The following is a 2564-nucleotide window of genomic DNA, read 5'->3' as shown; positions in this document are numbered from 1 at the left end:
GGCGGGCTGGCCGCCGTGCTGGGCGGCGCGGCGCTGCCGGGGGTCGATGTGGCGGGGCTGGTCTTCGCGGTGGTGCTGGCCGGCATCTGCGCGCCGCTGGTCGACGCGGGCGTGATCGCGGCGGATGATCTGCGCGCGAAGCTGCGCCATGGATAGGTCGCGCGGCCCTTGGGCGCGATTCCTCGCCCGCCCTAATAAGGACCCGGTGAAGGCGCTCGGCATGGCGGGGCTGATCGCGCTGGCCTCCGCCGTCACCGTCTCCACCGTCGCCACCACGATGCGGCCGCGCCAGATCGCCAATGTCGAGGCGGCGCGGCAGGAGAGGATGCAGGCGATGGTGCAGGCGCTGCCGGGGCTGCGCGCGGTGATGGAGGAGCTTGGGGTGACCGAGCTCGAGACGCGCCTCGTCGATCTCGGCACCGGGCGGATGATGGCGGAGGCGGCCCCGGGCTTTGATCCGGTGGCGGCGGCGCGCGACCCCGAGACCAGCATCGCCCTGCCCGAGGAGGCCGACATCGCCGGGCTGGGGCGGCGGGAGGCGCAGGCCCTCGTGCATCTTCTCGCGCGCGACGGCGCGCCGAAGCTGGTGGTGCTGCCGGTGCGCGGCGCGGGCTACCAGTCCACCATCAGCGCGCTACTGGCGCTTGAGCCCGATCTCAACACCATAGCGGCGCTGACCGTGATCGAGCAGGCCGAGACGCCGGGCCTCGGCGCCCGGATCGAAAGCGAGGCCTGGCAGGCGCTCTGGCCCGGTCGGCGGATCGCCGACGAGACCGGCGTGATGCGGATCGAGGTGGTGCGCGGCGAGGCGGCAAGCCCATACGAGGTCGATGGCATCTCGGGCGCCACGCGGACCGGCAACGGCGTGGCCGCCATGATCCGCTTCTGGATGGGGCCGTGGGGCTATGGCCCCTTTCTCGACCGGCTGGAGCAGGAGGGGATGGGATGATGCTTCTGCCGCGCGCCCTCACCGATCCGCTGATCCGGGCCAATCCGGTGACACTGCAGATCCTCGGGATCTGCTCGGCGCTGGCGGTGACGACCTCGCTCGTCACGGCGCTGACCATGTGTGGGGCGCTGATCTTCGTGCTTTGCGCGGCCTCGGGGCTGATCAGCGCGATCCGGCGACACATTCCGCGATCGATCCGGCTCATCTTGCAGATCACCATCATCGCCACGCTGGTCATCGTCATCGACGAGGTGCTGCGCGCGATTGCCTTCGAGATCAGCCAGCGATTGTCGATTTTCGTCGGGCTGATCGTCACCAATTGCATCGTGCTGGGCCGGGCCGAAAGCTTTGCCATGCATCACCCGGTCTGGCCCTCGGTGCTCGACGGCCTGGGCAACGCGCTTGGCTACAGCCTCGTGCTGGTGATCGTGGCGACGATCCGCGAGCTTCTGGGCGCGGGCACGCTATTTGGCATTTCGATCCTGCCGACCGTGGCGGAGGGCGGATGGTTCGTGCCCTTGGGCCTGATGCAGCTCGCCCCTTCGGCCTTCTTCATCATCGGGCTGCTAATCTGGGCGATCCGCGCCGCGCGCCCCGAACAGGTCGAAGACCCAAGCCACCAGCTCGTCGCCCTGAAGGCGGGGACGGGGTCATGACCGATATCCTCATCGCCGCAATCTTCACCGACAATCTCGCGCTGTCGTTCTTTCTTGGCATCTGCACCTTTCTCGCCGTGTCGCAGCGCCTGTCGACGGCGCTGGGGCTGGGGCTGTCGGTGATCGTGGTGCAGGCGATCACCGTGCCGGTGAACGCGCTGATCCACCGCCACCTGCTCGCGCCCGGCGCCCTCGGCTGGGCCGGGCTGCCGCAGGTCGATCTGGGCTTTCTTCGGATCCTCGTCTTCATCGGCGTCATCGCCGCGATGGTGCAGCTTCTGGAGCTGCTGCTCGATCGCTTCGTGCCCTCGCTGCACCGCGCGCTGGGGGTCTTCCTGCCGCTGATCACCGTGAACTGCGCGATCCTTGGCGGCAGCCTCTTCATGGTCGAGCGGCGCTATGATCTGGCCGAGGCGGTCGCATGGGGCATCGGCAGCGGTGCGGGCTGGGCGCTGGCGATCGTCCTTTTCGCCGCGATCCGCGAGCGGCTGCGCTATTCGGACACGCCGCGGGGGCTGCAGGGGCTGGGCTCGGCCTTCATCGTCACCGGGCTGATGTCGCTGGGCTTCGCGGGCTTCGGGGGGCTGGCGCGATGACGGAGGTGGCCTTGGGCATCGCGCTGCTGACCGGGCTGGTGCTGGCGCTGAGTGCGGCGCTCTTGCTGGCGCGGCGACTTTTGGTGCCCGACCGTGCGATCGCGGTGGCGGTGAACGGCGGCGCGGGGTTCGAAAGCCGCTTTGGCACGAAGCTTCTGACGGCGCTGGCCGAGAACGACATCCTGCTGCCGGCGGCCTGCGGCGGGGCGGGCACCTGCGGGCTTTGCCGGGTGCGCGTGACGCAAGGAAGCCCTGCGCCCCTGCCCGCCGAGACCGCGCTGCTGTCGCGCGCGGAGCGGCGCGGCGGGCTGCATCTGGCCTGCCAGCTGGTGCTGCGCGAGCCTGTCGCCATCGAGGTTCCCG

At 70.1% G+C, this 2564-nt stretch carries 4 protein-coding genes; all 4 read left to right on the top strand.

Features of this window, described 5'->3' with window-relative positions; all coding sequences use genetic code 11:
* The first annotated feature begins 220 nt into the window (after nt 1–220).
* Nucleotides 221–949, top strand: coding sequence for an NADH:ubiquinone reductase (Na(+)-transporting) subunit C (gene nqrC, locus NHG85_RS18965; RefSeq protein ID WP_253335296.1), 729 nt, complete (start codon nt 221–223; stop codon nt 947–949).
* The gene (locus NHG85_RS18960; protein ID WP_370363064.1) at nt 946–1605 is read left to right on the top strand and encodes an NADH:ubiquinone reductase (Na(+)-transporting) subunit D; all 660 of its coding nucleotides are present in this window, start codon (nt 946–948) and stop codon (nt 1603–1605) included. Before nqrC ends, NHG85_RS18960 begins: the two co-directional genes overlap by 4 nt.
* The gene (nqrE, locus tag NHG85_RS18955) at nt 1602–2201 is read left to right on the top strand and encodes an NADH:ubiquinone reductase (Na(+)-transporting) subunit E (protein ID WP_253335295.1); all 600 of its coding nucleotides are present in this window, start codon (nt 1602–1604) and stop codon (nt 2199–2201) included. The genes NHG85_RS18960 and nqrE overlap by 4 nt, the downstream gene beginning before the upstream one ends.
* The coding region (locus tag NHG85_RS18950; protein ID WP_253335294.1) for a 2Fe-2S iron-sulfur cluster-binding protein at nt 2198–2564 on the top strand (367 nt) is incomplete at its 3' end. The genes nqrE and NHG85_RS18950, both read left to right, overlap by 4 nt.

Source organism: Limimaricola litoreus (genome assembly GCF_024159025.1).
Taxonomy (GTDB): Bacteria; Pseudomonadota; Alphaproteobacteria; order Rhodobacterales; family Rhodobacteraceae; genus Limimaricola; species Limimaricola litoreus.
The sequence above is the reverse complement of the archived record's forward strand: the minus strand, read 5'-3'. Positions and strand labels throughout refer to the sequence as shown.

Coding starts and splice junctions, on each gene's coding strand:
- nqrE (WP_253335295.1), top strand. CDS start 1,602: ATGACCGATATCCTCATCGCCGCAATCTTCACCGACAATCTCGCGCTG.
- nqrC (WP_253335296.1), top strand. CDS start 221: ATGGCGGGGCTGATCGCGCTGGCCTCCGCCGTCACCGTCTCCACCGTC.
- NHG85_RS18960 (WP_370363064.1), top strand. CDS start 946: ATGATGCTTCTGCCGCGCGCCCTCACCGATCCGCTGATCCGGGCCAAT.